At 70.8% G+C, this 21184-nt stretch carries 14 protein-coding genes; 4 read left to right on the top strand and 10 right to left on the bottom strand.

Annotated elements, in window-relative coordinates; all coding sequences use genetic code 11:
* Positions 1-73 precede the first annotated feature (73 nt).
* From B7K26_RS02450 to B7K26_RS02440, 3 genes are read right to left on the bottom strand one after another with little or no spacing between them, the layout of a single operon-like run.
* Positions 74-1630 carry a UxaA family hydrolase gene (locus B7K26_RS02450; RefSeq protein WP_084077084.1) on the bottom strand — a complete coding sequence of 519 codons (1557 nt, stop codon included), beginning with the start codon at positions 1628-1630 and terminating at the stop codon, positions 74-76.
* A complete protein-coding gene (locus tag B7K26_RS02445) occupies positions 1627-3150 on the bottom strand; it encodes a mannitol dehydrogenase family protein (protein ID WP_084077083.1) in 1524 nt (507 codons plus the stop codon). The genes B7K26_RS02450 and B7K26_RS02445 overlap by 4 nt, the downstream gene beginning before the upstream one ends.
* A gap of 16 nt (positions 3151-3166) precedes the next feature.
* On the bottom strand, positions 3167-4132 hold the full coding sequence (locus B7K26_RS02440; protein ID WP_084077082.1) for a LacI family DNA-binding transcriptional regulator: 966 nt from the start codon (positions 4130-4132) through the stop codon (positions 3167-3169).
* A 172-nt stretch (positions 4133-4304) separates the two neighbouring features.
* Between B7K26_RS02440 and uxaC the strand changes: the two genes are divergently transcribed.
* The 4 genes from uxaC (at position 4305) to B7K26_RS02420 (ending at position 8946) form a co-directional block, all read left to right on the top strand.
* Complete coding sequence (gene uxaC, locus B7K26_RS02435; RefSeq protein WP_084077081.1) at positions 4305-5741, top strand: glucuronate isomerase; 1437 nt, start codon at positions 4305-4307, stop codon at positions 5739-5741.
* A 96-nt stretch (positions 5742-5837) separates the two neighbouring features.
* Positions 5838-7211, top strand: a complete 1374-nt coding sequence (locus tag B7K26_RS02430; RefSeq protein WP_084077537.1) for a Gfo/Idh/MocA family protein — start codon at positions 5838-5840, stop codon at positions 7209-7211.
* Positions 7208-7846 carry a bifunctional 4-hydroxy-2-oxoglutarate aldolase/2-dehydro-3-deoxy-phosphogluconate aldolase gene (gene eda / locus B7K26_RS02425; protein ID WP_084077080.1) on the top strand — a complete coding sequence of 213 codons (639 nt, stop codon included), beginning with the start codon at positions 7208-7210 and terminating at the stop codon, positions 7844-7846. The genes B7K26_RS02430 and eda overlap by 4 nt, the downstream gene beginning before the upstream one ends.
* Positions 7843-8946 carry a sugar kinase gene (locus tag B7K26_RS02420; protein ID WP_084077079.1) on the top strand — a complete coding sequence of 368 codons (1104 nt, stop codon included), beginning with the start codon at positions 7843-7845 and terminating at the stop codon, positions 8944-8946. The genes eda and B7K26_RS02420 overlap by 4 nt, the downstream gene beginning before the upstream one ends.
* Positions 8947-9096: 150 nt before the next feature.
* Here the strand turns inward: B7K26_RS02420 and B7K26_RS02415 are convergent, their stop codons facing one another.
* The 7 genes from B7K26_RS02415 to B7K26_RS02385 all read right to left on the bottom strand — a co-directional run bounded on the left by B7K26_RS02415 (position 9097) and on the right by B7K26_RS02385 (position 21177).
* Positions 9097-10377 (bottom strand): alpha-hydroxy acid oxidase, encoded by a 1281-nt coding sequence (locus B7K26_RS02415; RefSeq protein WP_084077536.1) that lies wholly within the window; start codon positions 10375-10377, stop codon positions 9097-9099.
* A 2-nt stretch (positions 10378-10379) separates the two neighbouring features.
* Positions 10380-11822 (bottom strand): rhamnulokinase family protein, encoded by a 1443-nt coding sequence (locus B7K26_RS02410; RefSeq protein ID WP_084077078.1) that lies wholly within the window; start codon positions 11820-11822, stop codon positions 10380-10382.
* The gene (locus B7K26_RS02405) at positions 11819-13855 is read right to left on the bottom strand and encodes a bifunctional rhamnulose-1-phosphate aldolase/short-chain dehydrogenase (RefSeq protein ID WP_084077077.1); all 2037 of its coding nucleotides are present in this window, start codon (positions 13853-13855) and stop codon (positions 11819-11821) included. Before B7K26_RS02405 ends, B7K26_RS02410 begins: the two co-directional genes overlap by 4 nt.
* A 24-nt stretch (positions 13856-13879) precedes the next feature.
* Positions 13880-14692: an alpha/beta hydrolase gene (locus B7K26_RS02400; protein ID WP_084077076.1), complete on the bottom strand. Its 813-nt coding sequence runs from the start codon at positions 14690-14692 to the stop codon at positions 13880-13882.
* The gene (locus B7K26_RS02395; protein WP_084077075.1) at positions 14689-15036 is read right to left on the bottom strand and encodes an L-rhamnose mutarotase; all 348 of its coding nucleotides are present in this window, start codon (positions 15034-15036) and stop codon (positions 14689-14691) included. The genes B7K26_RS02400 and B7K26_RS02395 overlap by 4 nt, the downstream gene beginning before the upstream one ends.
* A gap of 3 nt (positions 15037-15039) precedes the next feature.
* A complete protein-coding gene (gene rhaI / locus B7K26_RS02390) occupies positions 15040-16206 on the bottom strand; it encodes an L-rhamnose isomerase (protein WP_084077074.1) in 1167 nt (388 codons plus the stop codon).
* Between the two features lie 93 nt (positions 16207-16299).
* Positions 16300-21177 (bottom strand): family 78 glycoside hydrolase catalytic domain, encoded by a 4878-nt coding sequence (locus B7K26_RS02385; protein WP_143340420.1) that lies wholly within the window; start codon positions 21175-21177, stop codon positions 16300-16302.
* Between the last annotated feature and the right edge of the window lie 7 nt (positions 21178-21184).

Raw genomic sequence — 21184 nt, 5'->3', positions numbered from 1 at the left:
CGGGCCGACAGCACGCCGCCCCGGACGCCACGCTTTCCGTGCAGGCGTCCGGGGCGGTGGTGTGTGGGGTGGTTTACGTCACCGTCCCAAGTTGCCAGGGCACGAACTCGTCGGAACCAAGGTCGAGTTCCTCGGACACCGTCTGCTCGCCCGAGGCGACGGCGAGGATCTTCTCGAAGATCTCCCGGCCCACGTCTTCGAGCGACGCGGTGCCGTCGACGATCCGTCCGGCGTTGAGGTCCATGTCTTCGCGCATGCGCTCGTAGGTTTCGGTGTTGGTCGCGATCTTGATCGAGGGTGACGGCTTGCACCCGAGCACCGAGCCGCGGCCCGTCGTGAACACCACCACCGTCGCGCCGCCGGCGACGAGGCCCGTCACCGACACCGGGTCGTAGCCGGGGGTGTCCATGAACGTCAGCCCCGGCAGGTCGATCTTCTCGGCGTACTCGCGCACAGCGACAAGCTCCGACGACCCCGACTTCGCCACGGCTCCGAGCGACTTCTCCAGGATCGTCGTCAGCCCGCCCGCCTTGTTGCCGGGGGAGGGGTTGTTGTCCAGGGTGCCGCCGCCGGCCTCCGCGTATTTCTCCCACCAGCGCAGCCGGGCGACCAAAGCATCGGCCACCTCCTGGGACACCGCGCGGCGCAGCAGCAGGTGCTCGGCACCGTAGACCTCGGGGGTCTCGGCCAGCGCCGAGCGCCCTCCCTGCGCGATCAGCAGGTCGCTCGCGAAGCCCAGCGCCGGGTTGGCGGTGATGCCGCTGTATCCGTCGGACCCGCCGCAGTTCGTGCCCAGCACCAGGGCCGATGCCGGGGCCGTCTCCCGTCGCAGCGCCTCGACGCGGGGGAGCATCGACTCGATGGCGGCCACGCCGGCGCGCACGGTGGCGCGGATGCCGCCCGTGTCCTGGATGGTGAGCGTCGTCACCGGCAGGTCGTCGCGCAGGGTCACCCCGTCGAGGATGGTCGCCGCCGGCAGCATCTCGCAGCCGAGGCCCAGCACCAGCAGCCCGGCCATGTTGGGGTGGGACGCGTAGCCCTGCAGCGTGCGCCGGGTGACCTGCGCCCCCTCGCTCGTGGGGACCAGTCCGCAGCCGGTGTCGTGCGTCAGGGCCACGACCCCGTCCACGTGCGGATACGCGTCGAGGACCGGGCCGCGGAACTGGTCGGCGATCATGCGCGCGGTCGACGCCGAGCAGTTCACCGACGTGACGATGCCGATGTAGTTGCGCGTCCCCCACGTCCCATCGGAGCGGCGGTAGCCCTCGAAGGTGCGGCGCTCGGTCGCCGGCACCGTGGGGCGGCGGTCGACCCCCACCTCGATCTCGCGCTCGCCGTCGTCCATGCCCAGGTTGTGGGCGTGGACGTGGGCGCCGGCGCGGATGGGCGCGGTGGCGCGGCCGATGACCTGGCCGTACTTGCGTACAGGGTCGCCGTCGGCGATGGCTCGGAGCGCCACCTTGTGCCCGCGCGCGACGTTCGAGCCGACGGTGACATCGCCGGCGGGCGCGCCGCGCAGGACCGTGCCCCCGGTGAGGTCCCGCGTAGCGACGGCGACGTCGTCGCCCTCAGCCAGCAGGATGGTGACGTCGGCAAAGTCCAGGGCCGATGCCGTGGCGGGGGAGGTCATACGGTCGCCCCCTGGAGGTCGTCGACGGCCGAGCGCACCGCGTCGCGGAAGCGGTCGTCGCCGGCCAGCGCGGCAGGGAAGATGCCGCTGCCGGACACGAGTCGATCGGCGAGCCCCTCCATCGGCCCGACGGCGAGGCCACCCAGGCGCGCCGCGAGCGGGTCGTCCAGCTCGACGCGCCGCCCCGCGACCTCGAGCTCGCCCGCGGTGGTCGCCCGCACGTACAGCATCCAGGCCGCGACGGCGCGCGCCATCGCGTGGGGAACTGCGCCGGCGGCGAGGCGATCCTGGGCCGTCGCGAGGAAGCGGATGGGGAGCTTCTGCGACCCGTCCATCGCGATCTGCACCGTGGTGTGGCCGATGGCCGCGTTGGCGAAGCGCTCGAGCACCGACTCCCGGTACGCGGCAAGGTCGATCTCCTCGACGCTCCCGAGTGACGGGATGGCGTCCTCGTCGATGAGCGCGCGAGCGAAGGCGTGAAGGTCGGGGTCGGCGACGGCATCGGCAATGAGCGCGTGCCCCCGCAGCGCGCCCAGGTACGCGAGTGCCGAGTGTGTGCCGTTGAGAATGCGCAGCTTGGTGTGCTCGTATGCGCTCACGTCCTCGGTCAGCTGCGCCCCGGCCTCCTCCCAGGCGGGCCGCGGCCCGGCGAAGCGGTCCTGGATCACCCACTGCATGAACGGCTCGGCGACGACGAGTCCCGCGTCGCTCGCCCCCAGGAGGGCCGATGCGGTAGCCCGGTGGGCGTCGGTCGTGGCGGGCACGATGCGGTCCACCATCGTGGCCGGGAAGGCGACCGAGGCGCGCAGCCAGTCGCCCAGGCTCGCCGCCCCGGCCGCGGGGGACGCGTCGACGATGGCGTGGACGAGCGCCTCCACCTGGGGGCCGTTGTCCATGAGGTTGTCGCACACGACGACGGACACCGGCTGCCCGCCGCCGTGCCAGCGGTGCGCGAGGCCGCGCAGCAGGAGCCCGACGGCGCTACGGGAGGTGACGGCGGCATCGGCCGCCCCGTCGATCTCGCGGGACAGGACCTCGAGGTCGAACGCGAGTGCGGCGTCGGCGAGGTCGGGGCCGCCGCCCGCCGCACGCCGGTAGCCCTTCTCGGTGACGGTGAGGGACACGACGTGCGTGGTGGGGGCGGCGATGGCGGCGAGGACGTCCGCGGTCTGCTCGGCGGGGAAGAGGACGTCGCGCACCTGGCCCACGAGGTCGAGCCGGGTCTCGCCGTCGGACAGGCCCAGCACGCCGTACAGGCCGTCCTGCGGCGCGAGTTGGCCGCGCACCCCAGCGCTGCGCTGAGTGACGCCGACGATTCCCCAGCGGTCGTCGCCGGTCGCGGCCGCGGCGGCCTCCGTGAAGACGGCCTGGTGCGCCCGGTGGAAGGCGCCGATGCCGAGGTGAACGATGCCGGGGGCGGCGGTGCGGTCCAACGGCGCCGGGGCGCGCACGGCGTCGGGGAGCCCCGCGGCCGTCAGCGAGGCGAGGGTGGAGGTGTTCAGGCGGCGCAGTGACGTCATTGTCATCCTTCCTGGTTTAGGGGCGGGCCGGCCCTGTCGAGTCGCGGACCACGAGCTCGACGGGCAGGCGAAGGGTGGGAGGGTCGACGGCGTCGTCGAGCCCGTCGAGCAGGGTGGTGGCCTCGTGCCCGGCGCGCGTGAGCGGAAGCGCGACGGTGGTGAGGGCGGGGGAGACGTAGGACGCGGCGGGGATGTCGTCGAAGCCCACCACCGAGACGTCCTCGGGGACGCTCAGGCCCCGCGCCCGCAGGCGGCTCATGACGCCCAGCGCGACAAGGTCGTTGTAGGCGAGGACGGCGGTGGCCCGCGCGGCGATGACGAGGTCGGCGGCCGCGACGCCGCCCTGGTGAACCGGGCGCTGGCCGCCGATGTCCACGATGTCGAGCCCGGCGACCTCGCCCAGCGCCGCGCGGCGGCGGGCGTCGGACCAGGAGGTCGCGGGCCCGCCCACGTACGCGATCCTGGTGTGGCCCAGGGCCCGCAGGTGCTCGAGCGCCGCGCGCACGCCGCTGGCAACGTCGAAGCTCACGGAGGCGAGGCCCTCGACCTCGCGGTTGACGATGACGACGGGGCCACTCGCGGCGATCTCACGGATCTCGTCTTCGCCGATGCGCGGCGAGCACAGCAGCATTCCGTCGACGCCTGGCTGCAGGTCCTCGATGACCTCCCGCTCGGCGCGCACGTCCTCGTCGGTGTCGGCGACGAGCACCGCTCGCCGCGTGCCGCGCGCCTGCGCCTGCACTCCCTTGGCGACGGTGGCGAAGAACGGGTTGGCCAGGTCGGGAAGGATGAGGCCCAGGTGGCGGCTGCGGCCAGAGGCGAGCGCCTGCGCCGAGCGATTGGGACGGTAGCCCAGTCGGTCGGCCGCCTCGAGTACCCGGTGGCGGCGCTCCATTGAGACTGAATCGGGGGCGCTCAGGGCGCGCGAGGCAGTGGCGGGGGAGACGCCGGCGGCGACGGCGACGTCCTGCAGCGTGGCCATGGCGCACTCCCTTCCGTCGGTGGCGAGAACCGCTCCATCATGACACATCGCCTTTCATTTTGGTAAGCGCTTGCCGTTTTGGTTTGTGCGTGAGACAGTGGGATTCGTGCCGTGAAAGCGCATTCAAAGTTTTCACGCGACGCGCCGCCGCAACCAGGACGAGGAGGTCCAGGTGACCGCCACCACCACGCCGCTCAGCACCCTTCACGAGGACCGGCTGCTGCCCGCCCAGCCCGAGGAGCGCGCGATCGCCCGCGAGCTCTTCGCCGCGACGCGGTCGCTTCCGCTCGTGTCGATGCACGGGCACGTCGACGCGGCCCTGCTGGCCGACAACGCGCCCTTCGGTGATCCCGCCTCGCTGCTCGTCATCCCGGACCACTACCTGGTGCGCATGCTCATTTCCCAGGGCGTCTCCCACGACTCGCTCGGCGTCCCGCGCCGGGACGGCGAGCCGGTCGAGGCCGATGCCCGCGAGATCTGGCGTGCCTTCGCCTCCCGCTGGAAGCTGTTCCGCGGCACCCCGACCCGCATCTGGATGGAACACGTGCTGGAGGAGGTGCTCGGCGTCACCTCACGGCTCAGCGCCGACAACGCAGACGAGACCTTCGACGCCATCGCCGAGCGCCTCGCCGAGCCCGGCTTCCGCCCCCTCGCTCTGCTCGACAGCCTGAACATCGAGATCCTCGCCACCACGGACGCCGCCGACGACCCGCTCGCGTCGCACGCAAGGCTCGCGGCCGACGGCTACGGCGATCGCGTGGTGCCCACCTTCCGGCCCGATGCCGTGGTCAACCTCGACCGCCCCGACTGGCTCGCACAGGTGCGCGCCATGGGGGAGCGCGCGGGCATCGACGTCGTCAACTACGCGTCCTACATCGAGGCCATCGAGTCCCGCCGTGCAGCGTTCGTTGCGGCGGGAGCTCGTGCCACCGACCACGGCCACCTCTACGCCGAGACCACCCCGCTCAGCCCCACCCAGGCCGATCGCATCCTCCAGTCCGCGCTCGCGGGGAAGGTGGATGCCGCATCGGCCAGGATCTTCGCCGGCCACATGCTCACCGAGATGGCGCGCATGTCCTGCGAGGACGGGCTCGTGATGCAGCTCCACCCGGGGGTGCTGCGTGACTACGACGCGCGCGTGTTCGCCGAGCGCGGCCCGGACGTCGGCTACGACATCCCCATCCCCATCGACCACGCCAAGGCGCTGCGGCCCTTGCTGAATCTCTACGGCCACGACCCGCGCCTCACCCTCGTGCTGTTCACCGTCGACGAGGACGTGTTCGGCCGCGAGCTGGCGCCGCTCGCCGGCGTCTACCCCGCGGTCCGCCTGGGCGCGCCGTGGTGGTTCCTCGATACGCCCGATGCGATGCGGCGTTTCCGCGACACGGTCACCGACACGGCCGGCTTCTACAACACTGCCGGGTTCGTCGACGACACCCGGGCATTCCTCTCCATCCCGGCACGCCACGACGTGGCGCGGCGCATCGACGCCGGCCACCTCGCGCGGCTGGTCGCCGAGCATCGGCTGTCCCTCGAGGAGGCGGCCGAGACGGCCGTCGACCTCGCCTACGAGATTCCCCGCGCCGTCTACCCGGCCCTCTCCCGCTGACCCCGATTGGATTCGTGACCCGTGACTCAGGTTGCCGACCAGAACCCCACCGCCCCGCCGCGCTACGAGAGCGCCGACGGCCCCAGCCCCCTGGTGATGCCCGTCTTTGACGAGCCCGCCGCCGACCGGACCCGCACCCGCTACGCCGTCATCGGCACTGGCCACCGCGCCGGCATGTACGTGGACGCCATCACGGGTGACCACGCCGACGTCGCCGAGATCGTCGCCTGGCTGGACCGCAACCCGGGGCGCATCGAGTACTACGACGGGGTCGCCGGTGCGCGCACCGGCGACGGGCCCGCAGGGCTGCCCCGCTACGACTCCGACGGCCTCGAGGCGATGATCGCCGAGCAGGCCGTGGACACCGTCATCGTCACCACCATCGACGCGACGCACGCCGAGATGGTGGACCGCGCCATGCGCGCCGGCGCCAACGTTGTCGTAGAGAAGCCGCTCACCACCACGGCCGAGGGTTGCCGCACCATCACCCGCGCCGTCGCGGAGACCGGCCGCGACCTCGTGATGACGTTCAACTACCGTTACGCGCCGCGCAACTCCACGCTGCGCGAGGTGATCGCTTCGGGCCGCATCGGCCGCGTCACGTCCGTGCACTTCGAATGGGCTCTCGACACCGTCCATGGCGCCGACTACTTCCGCCGCTGGCACCGTCACAAGGAGAACTCGGGCGGCCTGCTGATCCACAAGTCCTCGCACCACTTCGACCTCGTGAACTGGTGGCTGGGTGACGTCCCCGAGCGCGTCTACGCGCGCGGCGGGCTCAAGTTCTATGGCGGCGAGAACGCCCGCGCCCGCGGCATGGGCGAGCGACCGTCGCGTGGCACGGGCGCCGAGGGCGACCCGTTCGCTCTTGATTTGCGCGACGACCCGCGCCTCGAGGAGCTGTACCTCAAGTCGGAGCACCACGACGGCTACATCCGCGACCGCGACGTGTTCGACGACGGCATCGACATCGAGGACAACCTCGCGCTGGTGGTCGACTACCGCTCGGGTGCCGTGATGACCTATTCGCTCAACGCCCACGCCCCGTGGGAGGGCTACCGCGTCACCGTCAACGGGACCGAGGGCCGGGCCGAGCTTGAGGTCGTCGAGCGCGGCGCCGTCATTGCCGACGCCGAGGGTCGTGTCACGCTCGACCCGTCCGCCACCCCCGAGGGGGTCGCCGCCGACGCCCTGCGCCCGCACGGCGAGAGGCTCGTCGTGCAGCGCCACTGGGAGGCCCCCGTCGAGGTGGACATCCCCGCGGGCATCGGTGGACACGGAGGCGGCGACGCGATCCTGCTGATGGAGGTGTTCCGCCGCGACCTGCTGGTGGGCGAGGACCCGCTCAAGCGCGCCGCCGGCTACCGCGACGGCCTGCGCGCGGTGTCCGTCGGCATCGCGGGCAACGGCTCGCTCGCCACGGGTCAGCCCGTCGACATCTCCGCCCTCGACCTGGGGGAGGAGCTGTGAGCGACGTCCTGGCTCGCCTGGGCGAGCATCGGTTGGTGCCGGTGGTGGTGCTGGATTCCGCGGCCGATGCCTCGGGTCTGGCCGATGCGTTGGTGGCCGGCGGGCTGCCGGTGGCGGAGGTGACGTTCCGCACCGCTGCGGCGGCGGAGTCGATCCGGGTGATGGCCTCCCGGGGAGACATGCTGGTGGGTGCCGGGACGGTGCTCACCGCGGCTCAGGTGGATGAGGCTGCCGATGCCGGCGCGTCCTACGTGGTCTCGCCCGGGCTGAGCCGTTCGGTGGTGGAGCGGTGCGGCGAGCGTGGCGTGCTGGCGCTGCCCGGTGCCGTGACCGCGTCGGAGGTCATGGCGGCTCTCGAGCTGGGGGTGACGACGGTGAAGTTCTTCCCCGCGAGCACCTCGGGTGGTGCCGCGGCGGTGAAGGCTTTGGCGGCGCCGTTTGGTGGGGTCTCGTTCGTGCCCACGGGTGGGATTGGGCCAACGAATCTTCACGAGTATCTGTCGATCCCTGCCGTGCATGCGGTCGGGGGTTCGTGGATGGTGCCGCGCGATCTGATCGCCTCGGGTGACTTTGATGGAGTGGAGCGTCTGACGGCCCAGGCCGTGGCGCTGGCGGGCAGGGAGGCCCTCGTATGACCGTGCTGAGTGTGAAGCCCGCATCCGAGTGCCGTTTCGATGCGGTGTCTCTTGGCGAGGTGATGCTGCGCCTGGATCCCGGTGAGGGGCGCATCCGCACCGCCAGGTCCTTTACCGCCTGGGAGGGCGGGGGCGAATACAACGTCTCTCGCGGCCTGGCTCGAGCGTTCGGCTACCGCACCGGGATCGTCACGGCGTTGGCGGATAACGAGGTGGGGCATCTGGTGGAGAACCTGATCCTTGCCGGCGGAGTCGACGTATCCCACCTCGTGTGGAAGTCGTACGACGGCATCGGCCGCCAGGTCAGGAATGGCCTGAACTTCACCGAGCGAGGCTTCGGAGTCAGGGGAGCGGTCGGCGTCTCGGATCGTGGCCACACGGCCGCCAGTCAACTCACGGCGGAGGACGTCGACTTCGATCGCCTCTTCGGTGAGCTGGGCGTGCGGTGGCTTCACACCGGCGGCATCTACGCGGCCCTGTCGGACACGGCCGCCGAGACCGTCGTCGCTGCGGTCGAGGCCGCCCACCGTCACGGCACCGTCGTCTCCTACGACCTGAACTATCGCCCGTCGCTGTGGAAGGCCATCGGCGGTAAGGAGCGTGCCCAGGAGGTCAACCGGGCCATCGCCCCGCACGTGGACGTCATGATCGGCAACGAGGAGGACTTCACCGCGAGCCTTGGGTTCGAGGTCCCCGGCGTCGACGAGGACCTCGCCGAGCTCGACGTTGCCGGCTTCGAATCGATGATCGGCGCCGCTGCTGAGGCGTTCCCGAACTTCCAGGTCATCGCCACCACGATGCGTGGCGTGAAGAGCGCGACAGTGAACGACTGGGGAGCCCTGGCCTGGTCCAAGGACACCGGGGTCGTGCGTGCCACGCAGAGGGATGGCCTCGAGATCCTCGACCGTGTGGGAGGCGGCGACTCCTTCGCGTCCGGCCTCATCCACGGCCTGCTCGAGGGCGAAACGCTCCAGCGCAGCGTCGACCTCGGCGCCGCCCACGGCGCCCTGGCCATGACGACGCCGGGCGACACGACCATGGCCACCAAGGCCGAGGTCCACAAGCTCGCCGCCGGCGGCGGCGCCCGCGTCGACCGCTAGACCTCAGCATCGGCCGCAAACCCTGGAAGGAGGTTGGTGCCGGGATCGGCCGTGATCCCAGCACCAGCCTCCTTGGGAAGCGCGGCGCCGAGCCCGTCAACGCGACAAGGACGGGGCCAGCCGTCGCTGGCCCCGCCCTTCTTCCTCCCCCTAGGACGCGGCGCGCTTCGCCGACGCCTTCGTGGACCGAGGAGGAGAGGCTGGGGCCCACGGGGCGAGCGAGCGCAACTGAGTGACGTGGCCGGGGTCGAGCTCGGCCACGGATGCCACTCCCAGGAGCTTCATGGTGCGCACAATCTCGGTGCGCAGGATCTCGATGGTGCGGTCGACGCCCTCGCGCCCTCCCGCCATCAAGCCGTACAGGTAGGCGCGGCCCACCAGTGTGAAGTCGGCGCCCATCGCCAACGCCGCCACGACATCGGCCCCGGACATGATGCCGGTGTCCAGGATGATGGTGGCGTCTTTGCCCAGGGCGGCACGCACCGTCGGCAGCAGGTGGAACGGCACGGGGGCCCGGTCCAGCTGGCGGCCGCCGTGGTTGGACAGCACAATGCCGTCCACGCCGAGGTCCCACACGCGCCTCGCGTCGTCGACGGTCTGGATGCCCTTGACCACCACCTTGCCGGGCCACTGGTCGCGGATCCATGCGAGGTCGTCGAAGTCGACGGTGGGGTCGAACAGCGCGTCCAGCAGCTCGCCGATGGTCCCGTTCCACTCCGACAGCGACGCAAACGCGAGCGGCTCGGTAGTGAGGAAGTTCCACCACCACTCGGGGCGGGGGATCGCGTTGAGCACGGTCTTGGGGGTGAGCTGCGGCGGGATGGTGAAGCCGTTGTACGAGTCCCGCAGCCGCGCGCCGGCGACCGGCACGTCGACGGTGACGAGCAGGGTGTCGAAGCCCGCATCGGCCGCGCGGGAGACGAGCCCCATCGACTTGTCGCGGTCCTTCTGCATGTACAGCTGGAACCAGTTGCGGCCGTCGGGGTTGGCGTCGCGCACCCCCTCGGGGGAGGTGGTGCCCACGGTCGACAGCGAGAAGGGGATCCCGGCCGCGCCGGCCGCGGACGCTCCCGCCCGCTCACCCTCGGCGTGCATCATGCGCGTAAACCCGGTGGGGGCGATGCCGAAGGGCAGCGCCGACGGCCCGCCCAGGATGTCCACGGACGTGTCCACGGCGGACACGTCGCGCAGGATCGCCGGGTGGAACTCGATGTCCCGGAACGCCTGGCGCGCGCGCCCGAGCGACAGCTCGAACTCCGCGGCGCCGTCCGTGTAGTCGAAGGCTCCCTTGGGTGTGCGGCGCTTCGCGATGGCGCGCAGGTCCTCGATGCGGTGAGCCTTCGCGAGCCTGCGCTTGCGGCCGTCGGGCTCGAAGCCCTTGAAACGCATGAGCGGGGCAAGGTCGGCGGGACGCGGGACGCGTCGCTCCATCTTCATCGGGTGCCTCCTCGAGGCTCGTACGTACGGACGTTCTGGGTGCGGGCCACCAGGTCCCGCAGCGACTCGATGCTCTCACCCGTCGCGCCGAGCGCGCGCGCCTGCACCAGGACGTTGCCCAGCGCGGTGGCCTCGACGGGTCCCGCGACGACGGGGAGACCGGCGCGGTCGGCAGTGCGCTGACACAGCAGTGTGTTCAGCGACCCGCCGCCAGTCAGGTGGATCGTGTCGACAGCCTGGCCGGACAGGCGCGAGGCCTCGGCGACAGCATCGGCGAACGCCACGGCGAGGGACTCGATGATGCACCGCGCCATCTCGGCGCGCGAGGCGGGAACGGGAAGGCCGTGCGCCGCGAGCCAGGACGAAATCCGGGCGGGCATGTCCCCGGGCGCCATAAAAGCGTCGTCGTTCGCGTCGAAGACAGCGACGTCGCCGCCCACGGCATCGGCCTCGGCGAGCAGCCGCTCGAGGTCGATCGTCTCGCCGGAGCGCTCCCACGTGCGAATCGTCTCGCTCAGCAGCCACAGGCCCATGACGTTGTGAAGGAACCGGGTGCGGCCGTCGACGCCTCCCTCGTTGGTGAAGTTCGCCTCGCGCGCGGCGTCGGTCAGCACCGGCGCCTCCGTCTCGACTCCCACGAGGCCCCAGGTGCCGCAGGAGATGTAGGCGCCGCCGGTTTCGCGCATCGGCGTCGCGAGGACGGCCGATGCGGTGTCGTGGCTTCCCACTGCCGTCACCGGGGTGGTGGCCGCCAGGCCCGTCGCCTCGGCGACGGAGGGAAGCAGGTGGCCGATGCGGTCGCCGGGGGAGACGAGACCTGGCAGCAGGCGGGCGGGGAGGCCGAGCGCCTCGACGAGGGACAGGTCCCACTCGCGCGTGGCGACGTCGAGCAGCCCCGTGGTCGAGGCGTTGGTGCGTTCCGCGACCTTTGCGCCCGTCATGAGGAAGGCGAGGAGGTCGGGAACCAGCAGCATCCGGTCCGCGACGTCCAGTACCGCGGGGTCCTCCGCGGCGAGTTGGTACGCGGTGTTGAACGGCAGGAACTGCAGGCCGTTGCGGGCGTACAGGCCGGGGAAGCCCACGCGCGCATGCACCGCCTCGACCCCCGCGTCGCAGCGGGCGTCGCGGTAGTGGAACGGCTCGCTCAGCATCCGGTCGCCGCGCAGCAGCGCGTAGTCCACCGCCCACGAATCGATGCCCACCGAGGCGATTCGTGGCTCCCACGCCTGCGCGTCCCGCAGTCCCGCCAGGGCGGCGCGGAAGAGCGCCTGGGTGTCCCAGTGGAGCCCGTCCGGCAGGGCCACGGGGCCGTTGGGGAACCGCGCCAGCTGACGCAGGCGCAGCTCCCCGGGGCCCACGTGGCCCACCATGACGCGGCCGCTCGTCGCGCCAAGGTCGACGGCGGCGACGGCGAGCGGCCCCGAGGCGGAGGTGGTCATCGCAGGAATGCCGCCGCCACGCCCGCGTCCACCGGCACGTGAAGGCCGGTCGTGTGGGTCATGTCGGGGCCCGTGAGGACGGCCGCGGCGTTGGCGACGTGCTCGGGGAGCACCTCGCGCTTCAGAATCGTGCGCTGCGCGTAGAACTCGCCCAGGTTCTCTTCGTCGATCCCATAGGTCTTGGCGCGGTTGGCGCCCCAGCCGCCGGCGAAGATGCCGGAGCCGCGCACCACGCCGTCGGGGTTGATGCCGTTGACCTTGATGCCGAACTGCCCCAGCTCCACCGCGAGGAGGCGCACCTGGTGGGCCTGGTCCGCCTTGGTGGCGGAGTACGCGATGTTGTTGGGGCCCGCGAACACCGAGTTCTTGGAGGCGATGTAGAGGACGTCGCCGCCCATCTCCTGATCGATCATCACGCGCGCGGCGGCCTGGGAGACCAGGAACGATCCCTTCGCCATGACGTCGTGCTGCAGGTCCCAGTCCCGCTCGGTGGTCTCGAGCAGCGGCTTGGACAGCGACAGCCCGGCGTTGTTGACAATGAGGTCCACGCCGCCGAACGCGAGGACCGCCTCGTCGATCGCCGCGGCCACGGCATCGGCCTTGCTCACGTCGATCTGCACGCCCACGGCGACATCGGTGGAGCCGAGCTCCGCGGCGGCCTCCTGGGCCTTGGCGAGGTCCAGGTCGGCGATGACGACGCACGCACCCTCGGCCGCGAGGCGGGCAGCGATGGCCTTGCCGATGCCCGAGGCGGCGCCCGTCACGAAGGCGACGCGGGTGGCGTGGCTCTTGGGCTTGGGCATGCGCTGGAGCTTGGCCTCCTCGAGCGCCCAGTACTCGATGCGGAACTTCTCCGCGTCGGAGATGGGCGTGTAGGTGGACAGCGACTCCGCGCCGCGCATGACGTTGATCGCGTTGATGTAGAACTCGCCGGCCACGCGCGCGGTTTGCTTGTTGGCGCCGAAGGAGAACATGCCGACGCCGGGCACCAGCACGATGAGGGGGTCAGCGCCGCGAATCGCGGGCGACTCGGAGGTGGCGTGAGCCTCGTAGTAGGCCTGGTAGTCCGCCCTATATGCGCCGTGGAGCTCCTTCAGCCTGGCCTTGGCTTCCTCGACGGAGGCGTCGGCGGGAAGGTCGAGCACCATGGGCTTGACCTTGGTGCGCAGGAAGTGGTCGGGGCAGCTCGTGCCAAGCGAGGCCAGGCGCGGGTGCTCGGCGCAGCTAAGGAAGTCGAGCACCACGTCGGCGTCGGTGAAGTGGCCCACCATGGGGCGGTCCGTCGACGCGATCCCGCGGATCGTCGGGGCGAGCGCGGCGGCCTTCGCGCGGCGCTCGTCGGCGGGCAGGGCGCCGTAGCCGTCCAGCGCGGGGCCGAAGGGCTGGGGCTTGCCGTGCTGCTCGAGGTAGGCGGCGGCGGTGTCGATGATGTGCTGCGAGCGCTTCTCGCACTCGGCCGAGGTGTCGCCCCACGCGGTGATGCCGTGGCCGCCGAGGATGCAGCCGATCGCCTGCGGGTTCGCCTCCTTGATCGCCGCGATGTCGAGGCCCAGCTGGAAGCCGGGGCGGCGCCACGGCACCCACACCACGGCGTCGCCGAAGATCGTGCGCGTGAGCTCCTCGCCGTCGGCGGCGGTCGCGATGGCGATGCCGGAGTCGGGGTGGAGGTGGTCCACGTGGTTCGCGTCCACCAGGCCGTGCATCGCGGTGTCGATGGACGGCGCGGCGCCGCCCTTGCCGTGCAGGCAGTAGTCGAACGCCGCGACCATCTCATCCTCGCGGTCGATGCCCGGGTAGACGTCGACGAGGGCGCGCATGCGGTCAAGGCGCAGCACGGCGAGGCCGGACTCCTTCAGGGTGCCCAGGTCGCCGCCCGAGCCCTTGACCCACAGCAGTTCCGTGGTGTCGCCCGTGACGGGGTCGGTCTCGGCTCCCTTGGCGGAGGTGTTGCCGCCGGCGTAGTTGGTGTTCTTGGGGTTGGAGCCCAGGCGGTTCGAGCGCTCGATGAGGTCGGTGACGGCGGGGTTCGTCATGATGTTCCTTCTCTTCGGGAGGTGTCAGCGGCCGCGCGCGGCGAGCCAGGTGAGGACGGTGGTGAGGGTGCGCTCCGCGTGAGGGAGCTCGGGCTTGTTGAGGTGGCCATGGGTCGTGCCTGGCTCGACCGCGTAGGTGACGTCGACGCCTGCCGCGTCGAGTTCGGCGGCGAAGGCCTCGCCCATGGCGCGCAGGTCGTCGGCGTCGCCGTCGACGATGAGCGTGCGCGGCATGCCGGTGAGGTCGTGCCCGCCGGGGAACGCGTAGGGCTCGGCGAGCAGGCGGGAGTCGCCCACGTAGTGCAGGTTCATCGCCGCCACCTTGGCGGGGCGGAAGCGCCGCCCCTCGGGCGCCTTACTCACGGCCGATGCCGCTTCAGGGCTGGCAGCGGGAAGGCTCGCGTGGGTGACGGGGTAGGCGAGGTAGAGGTCGGTGGGGGCGGTGGCAGCGCCCTCGCGGGCGAGGCGCAGGGCGACGCCCGCGGCGATGTTGCCGCCCGCGCTCGCGCCGCCGAGGACGAGGGTGCCGGGGTCGACGCCGAGTTCCTCGGCGCTTGCGGCTATCCAGGTCAGCGCCGCGCGGACGTCGTCGTGTGCGGCGGGGAAGCGGTGCTCGCCGCCGTCGGTGACGAGGCGGTAATCGACCGAGAGGACCACGTGGCCCGCGCCGGCGAATCGCCTGGCCACCGCATCGGCCTCCGGCATGTCGAGGTCGCCGTGGACAAAGCCTCCACCGTGGCACCAGACGATGCCGCGAGAGCCAGCCGTGGCATCGGCCGGGCGATAGAGACGGGCGGGAACCGTCCCGTCGATGAGGACGTCGGCCACCTCGGTCATGCGAGGCCCGCCCGGCTCAGCTGCGTCTCGAGGTGGAAGACCTCGGGGAGCTGCGGTGCGCCCTGGTCGGGGCGGTCGCCGTCGAGCGAGACGAAGAACGGTGCCATCGTCTCCTCCCACCGTGCGGTGCGCGGGTCCGCGGCGAGGGCGGCCGCGGAGGCAGCGTCGTCATCGGTCTCGTAGACGCCCACCAGCAAGCCGGTGGGGGACAGGAACAGCGAGTAGTCGCGCCTGCCGGCGTCGCGGATGGCCTCCAGCATCTCCGGCCAGACGGCCCGGTGCGCCTCCACATACTCGTCGAGCCGCGCCGGGTCCACCTGAAGCGTGAAGCAGATCCGGGGCATGGGTCAAGCGCCCCAGCCGGCCTGGGTGCCTCCCACGCGCTCTTCGGCGGTGCGGGCGAGGTAGCCGGAGTCTGCGAAGGCCTGCATGGGGTCGGCGGGGAGGCCGCGGGACTCGCGCCAGGCCGCGAGGTCGGGGCGCACGTCGGTGTAGAAGGCGTCCATGAGGATGCCGTTGGCCTTCAGGACGTCGCCCTCGACCTGGGCGGCGGTGAGCGCGTCGCGGTCGACCAGCAGGGCGCGGGCCGTCATCTCCTGGACGTTCAGCACCGAGCGGATCTGGCCGGGGATCTTGTCCTCGATGTTGTGGCACTGGTCGAGCATGAAGGCCGTGTCGCCATCGTTGCCGTAGCCGCCGCCGCGGATCACCTCGACGATGATCCGGAACAACTGGAAGGGATCGGCGGCGCCCACGATGAGGTCGTCGTCGGCGTAGTTGCGCGAGTTGAAGTCGAACGAGCCGAGCTTGCCTAGGCGCAGCAGCTGCATGACGATGAACTCGATGTTGGTGCTGGGGGCGTGGTGGCCGGTGTCGAGGCACACCGTGGCGCGCTCGCCCAGGGCAGCCACCTGCGCGTAACTGGTTCCCCAGTCCGGCACGTCCATGTGATAGAACGCCGGCTCAAAGATCTTGTACTCGAGCACCAGGCGCTGGTGCTCGCCGATCCGCGCGTAGATCTCCTGGAGCGACTCGTGCATGCGGTCCTGGCGGCCGCGCATGTCGTCCTGTCCCGCGTAATTGGTGCCGTCGGCGAGCCAGATCTTCAGGTCGCGCGAGCCGGTGGCGCCCATGATGTCGATGCACTCGAGGTGGTGGTCGATGGCCTTGCGGCGAATGCGGTCGTCACGGTGGGCGAGGGAGCCGAGCTTGTAGTCGGCATCCTGGAAGGTGTTCGAGTTGATGGTGCCGAGCGCGACGCCGTGGTCTTTGGCGTGCTGCGCGAGCTGGCCGTAGTCGTCGACCTTGTCCCACGGGATGTGCAGGGCGACGGTCGGTGCGAGGCCGGTGAACTTGTGCACCTGGGCGGCGTCGGCGACCTTCTCAAAGGGGTCGCGCGGGGTGCCGGGCGTGGTGAACACCCTGAACCGCGTGCCGGAGTTGCCGAAGGCCCACGAGGGCAACTCGATGGCCTGCTCCTCGAGGCGGGGTGCGATGGTCGCGAAGTCCGTCATGACGTCGTTGTCCTTCCAGAATGAAACGATTCATGAAGGACTCTACGGCCGCCATCTCCGGCTTGTCAACCGATGGCGCTGGGGGTGGTGCCGCTATCTCACCGCCACCGTCAGGGGAGCGCTGGTGGTGGTCCCGGCGTGGTTGGTGAACTCGACGACGTATCGGTAGGTGCCGGGGGTGCGCTGTGCCGCCGTGAACGTGGCGTGCTGAGCGGACGGGCTCGCGGCCTCGAGGGTTCCCTCGTCCACGACGGAGCCGTTTTCGAGGAAGCGGTAGGACGTCGCGTTGGTTCCCCACCACAGGTGGGCCGTGACGGAGTAGTTCCCATCCCGGTCGTAGTTATCGTGGGCGAGCACGGGAGTTCCGGGCGACGCGTTCGCGACCGTGACCACGAGCGGAGCCGTGGCAGACGTCCCACTTGCATTGCGCAGGACCGCCGAGAACTCGTAGGTGCCGTTGGGCAATCCCTCGACGCGATGCGCGCCCGTCTGTGTGGCGCGCCCGGACCAGGTGAGCGGCACGGTCGCGACGAGTTCGCCGTCCCGGTACAGGTCGTACTCGGTGGCGTTCTCGCCCCACCACAGGCTCATGGTGACGGTGAACGTGCCGTCTGACAGGCCCGTGTCCCAGCCCTCGTTCGAGGTGAGGGTGCCGACGGCCGGGGCAGTCGCGGAGGCATCGACCATCACGGAGGCCTGGCGCTCCTCCTCACGGTTGCCCACGGCATCGGTAGACCAGTAGGTCACCGTGTGCACCCCGGCGCCCGCGACGGTGAACGGTCCGTCGTACGCCACGGTGTCGCCGTCGTCGACTCGGTACGACGTGGCCGCCACGCCGCTTCCCGCATCCGTGGCGCTGAGCGTCACGGTGACCGGGCGCAGGCCCGATGCCGCGGCGTCGCCGCGCTGGGTGGCCGCCGTGGTCGCGGGGGACGAGGAGTCGAGCCCGAGCTCGCGTGACGCGACCCGCGAGACGTTGCCGGCGGCGTCGGTGGCGCGAGCCTCGACGCGCTGCATTCCCTCTGCGAGCGCGACCCGCTCGCTATACGGGGCCCACTCGCCGCCGTCGATCCTGACGTCGACCGCGGCTACGCCGGATCCCGCGTCGTCGGCCCCGATGGTGACGACCGCATCGGGCCCCACCCATCCGTCGGTCACGTCGCCGTCCACGTCAATCGTGACCGTGGGGGCCTCCGCATCGACGTCGAACCCGTCGGGGCAGGACGCGCTGGCGGCACCTGCGTCGGCGTCGGCGGTGGCCGAGACGAGGTGACAGCCAGGACCGACCTGCTCGATGACCGCGTACCCGTCCGCGTAGGCCGCGGGGACCGCAACGCGATCGACGTAGAGGGTGTCCACGTCGGGATCGTTGACCGGCACCGCCACCTGAGCGGCACTGCCGGCCGGCACGTGCAGGCCGACGCTCATCTCGCCATCGCCGCGATCAAACGCGGCCCGGATGAGCCCCTTCACCGTCGGCACCGAGACCTGGGCCGTGTCGAGCGCTCCCGGCTGGATCTTCACGGAGAACTGGGCGTAGCCGGCCTCGGTGCTGCGGATGCCGAACATCCCGCGCGGGATCACGAACGCCGGTGACGAGGCCCACGGGTGCGAGAAGGTCGTGTTGGACTTGAGCGCAGGGTCCCACGCCTCCATCGTCGCTCCGGCCCCGAGCGCGATCATGTTGAGCCAGCTGCGTTGGCCGTCGGAGGTCAGCAGGTCGTAGGCTGCATCGCCCTGGTTGCCGTCGTACAGCGCCTGGAGGAGGAAGGGAGCGCAGTACACGGAGCACTGCATCCCGCGCTGGGCAAGGTAACCTCCCACGCGCTCGCGCTCCTCGGGGGGAGTGACGCCGAAGGCCTGGGCGAAGACGCTCGCGTGGATGGCGTGGTGGCCGGTGCGGGTGCGCGCGGCGTCCATGCCGTCGTCGTAGGCGCCGGCCTCTGCGTCGTACAGGTAGGTGTTGATCGCCTCGCGGAGGCGGTCGGCGATCGCCGTGAACTCGGCGGCGTCCGCCTCACGGCCAGTGGCCTCCGCCATGTCCGCCATGTCCCGGTAGCTGCGGTAGGCGAGGGCGTTCACCACGGTGTTGTACTGACGGAAAACGTAACCGTCGCGTTCGGACGCGGGCCAGTCGACGATGTCGCAATCGGTGACGCTGTTGCAGCCGTTCGAGCCGGAGGTCTTGCGGATGAGCCCGGTGGAGGATTCCAGATAGGCGCTAGGGAGCCGGCTCACCAACTGGTCGTAGTTGTCCTCGATGAAGGCGGCGCTCCCGGTGGACTGCCACAGTTCGTGCGCGCCGAGGATGAGGTACATCGGCCATTCGGTGGGCCACGTGCGCCGGCTCAAGAGATAGTCCATCGAATACTCGGCGAGAGTGGGATCGTCGTCGAGGTAGATGTGCGACTGCAACTGAATGAACGCGTCGGCCTCGTAGGGGGCGCGTTCCCTGGTCCACGAGTCAGCGTAGGCATTGAGGTTTTGCGAGTCGATCGTGTGGCGGGAGAGTTCCCACACCTGTTCGAGGTCGCTGCCGGCGGCCGCGAAGGTGGCGTCGTCGCCCATCGGGTAGACCAGGGCGGTCGCGGCGATGGTGTCGGCCGTGATGGCCTCCGGGGCGCCGATGATCTCGACGTAGCGGAACACCCTGAAGCCCCAGTTCTGCAGGCTCTCCCCGCCCCCGGCGAGCGTGTAGCGGTCGCGGTAGGTGTTGCCCGTGCGCAGCTGCCACCGGACCGTGTTGGCCGTCGTGGTCCTGTCGGTGAGTTCCTCGCCGTAGCGGACCTCGACCATGGAACCGGCGGGGCCGTCGAGGTCGAGGCGCACGCCTCCCACCCAGCTGCGGCCGAAGTCGATGAAGTAGTGGCCGGGCGCCTTCTCGACGATGCGCTCGGGCGCGTGAGTCTCCTCCTCGACGGTGCCGGTGGTCGACCCCACGAGCGACGTGAGCGACGGCCGCAGCGTGGACGTCACCCAGGCCTCGTCGTCGAAGCCGGGCTCGGAGAAGCCGAACGGGTACTCGGGGCCCTGGAGGTTCTCGATGGGTGCCGAGAAGTATGAGGTTCCCACGGAGCCGGCGGCCGGGTAGACGGCGCCGGCGTCGGGGAGGCTGCGCCACGCCGGCGAGCTGGTGACGACGGTGCGAGTCCCATCCTCGTACTCGACCACGAGGGTGGCGAGGAACTGCCGTCCCGCGGTGGTGTAGGCGATGGCCCCGAGCGCGTTCTGCTCGCCCTGACGCACGAGCGAGGTGACGTCCCAGCCGTCGAACCGAGTTTCGTCGTCGACAGGGAAGGATGGTCCGACGCCGACGAATTCTCCGTTCATGAGCACCCGGTGGACGTACTGCCGCGCGGGGCTCGTCGAACTCGACGTGGCGAAGAGCGTCGCGGAGGCAACCGCCTTGTCGTCGACGGCAAACTCCGTGCGCAGGAAGGCCCAGTCGGGGGTGGCGGCCACCGTTCCCGCACGCAGGCAGTCGGCCGCCTTCGGCACGGCGATGACGCCGTTGCTCGCCGGTGCGCAGGGGAACTCGTTCGGGTGGGCGCTGGGATCGCTGCGGTAGATCACCTCGCCTCGAGGAGTGGTGACGGTGAGGTTGGAGATGGTGCCCGACTCCTGTGACCCGGTCCTGACGCCGATACCTCCCACCCGCGGCGCCACGACGGTGCGCTTGTCGACCTGTGATCCGTTAATGAACGTCGTGAACTCGTTGCCGCGCGCCGAGATCTTGACCCGCGTGAGGTTGCCGATGCCGATGGCGGGCGACACCGGGGCGGCCGCGAGGGCGGCGAAGGTGCCGTTCACTCGCGTGTGGGGGACGATGCGCGAGGTATCGCCGCGCACCTGCCACATGAGGTTGTTGCGGGCGTCGGCGGCACGCAGCATGACGCCCACCGCAGCCGTCGTGACCGACAGGTCGAATTCCATGTCGTAGTCGCTCCACGGCCCGTAATAGACGCATCCGGCACGCTGGGCGCGCGGGATGCTGAGTGCCGTCCCGGTGAGCGTGCCGCATCCGAAGTCGTTGTACGCGGTGCCGGTGAAGTCGTTCTCGTACAGCACGTCGCCGCCGAGGTCCTTCATGACGACGTCGTCGACAAGGTAGGACTCCGTGCCGCCGCTGTAGAAGCCGAACCCGCCGCTGGCGAAGGTGGCGTCGACGGTCGTGTCAACGAGGCGGCCGTCCAGGTAGGTGCTGATCTTGTTGCCCTCGGCCACGAGCCGAATGTCATAGAAACGCGCCGACGGGCCGTTCTCAATCGCGACCCCGAGCGGCGCGGTCTTGAGGACGGCAGGCGCGCTGTCCCCGGCGACCTTCTTGTGAACGGCGAGCTCGTTCACGCCGTCGCCGCGGAATTGCCAGAGGTAGAAGTTGTCGCCGTTCGCGGCGCGGAACGCGAGGGTGACGTGCTTCTCGACAAACTGGGCGCGGAAGGTCAGGTCGAAGTCGCCGCCCCATACCTCCGGACCCGATGCCCAGATGGTACGGGCGTCGTCCCATGCCGTGGTGGGTCCCGTGCCAAACTCCGCGGGCTTGGACCAGGGGGATGCTGCGCCGTCGGTATCCCAGGCACGCACCGTCCAGGAGTACCGCGTGGCCTGGGTCAGCGTGGTGCCGGCATAGGTCGCGCGGGCGCTCGTCGACTCGATCTCTCCCGAATCCCACACCGCGTCTCCCGAGGCGCTCTCGGTGACGACAATCTGGAACCGTGACTGGGAGGTGCCGTCGGGAAGTTGCCAGCGAAGTGTCGGCGCGCTTGCGGGGTCGACCGTCATCGGCGCGTCGAGGAAGTCGGTGGTGAGCGCGTGAGGGGTGCCGCCCGATGCCGACGCGGCCTCGCTCGCGCCGCCTCGTGGAGCGGCCACGGCGGGTGAGGCCCACACAAATCCGGCGACCGCGGTGGCAAGAGCGGCGAGGCCGGCGACAAGCCGAGAGGGCAGGGGCAGGGTGCGCTGGACGCTCATCACGGTT

It is taken from the genome of Demequina sp. NBRC 110057, from assembly GCF_002090175.1.
Taxonomy (GTDB): Bacteria; Actinomycetota; Actinomycetes; order Actinomycetales; family Demequinaceae; genus Demequina.
The sequence above is the reverse complement of the archived record's forward strand: the minus strand, read 5'-3'. Positions and strand labels throughout refer to the sequence as shown.